General features: G+C 77.8%; 1 protein-coding gene. It reads left to right on the plus strand.

Translation table 11 applies throughout. The annotated features are described in order from the left end of the window. Positions 1–40: 40 nt before the first annotated feature. A partial coding sequence (locus OZN99_RS33060; RefSeq protein WP_270939395.1) for a 3-deoxy-D-manno-octulosonic acid transferase occupies positions 41–630 on the plus strand: 590 nt, incomplete at its 3' end.

Below are 630 nucleotides of genomic sequence, written 5' to 3' on the forward strand. Positions count from 1 at the left end.
CGGCCTGCGGCGCGGCCGACCGGGAAGCGGGCATCGTCCGATGAGCCTCGGCGCCGCGGCCTGGCGGCTCGGCGCGACGCTGATCGCGCCGTTGCTGCCGCTGCACCTCGCCCGTCGGGCCCGGCGCGGCAAGGAGATCGCGGACCGCCTGCCGGAACGCCGCGGGGAAGGCGCCGCCCGACCGCCCGGCCGCCTGTTCTGGCTGCACGCGGCCAGCGTGGGCGAGACGCTGTCCGTCCTGCCGGTGCTGGACGCGATGGCCGCGCGTGATCCGTCGCTGCACCTGCTCGTCACCACGGGCACCGTGACCTCGGCCGAGCTGCTGGCGCGCCGGCTGCCGGTGCCGCTCGCCCCGCGCGTGATCCACCGCTTCGCGCCGCTGGACGTCCCGGCCTGGGTGGAGCGATTCCTGGAGGGCTGGCGGCCCGATGCCGGCGCCTTCGTGGAAAGCGAGCTCTGGCCGAACCTGTTGGCCGCCGCGGCGCGGCGCGGCGTGCCGATGGCGCTGGTCAATGCCCGGATGAGCCCGCGCAGCGCCGCGCGCTGGCGCCGGGCACCCGGCCTGGCGCGCGCCACCCTGGGCAGCTTCCGCCTTGTCCTGGCGCGCTCGGAAGGGGATGCGGCGCGCCT

The sequence above is a fragment of the Falsiroseomonas oryzae genome (assembly GCF_027856955.1).
Taxonomy (GTDB): domain Bacteria; phylum Pseudomonadota; class Alphaproteobacteria; order Acetobacterales; family Acetobacteraceae; genus Falsiroseomonas; species Falsiroseomonas oryzae.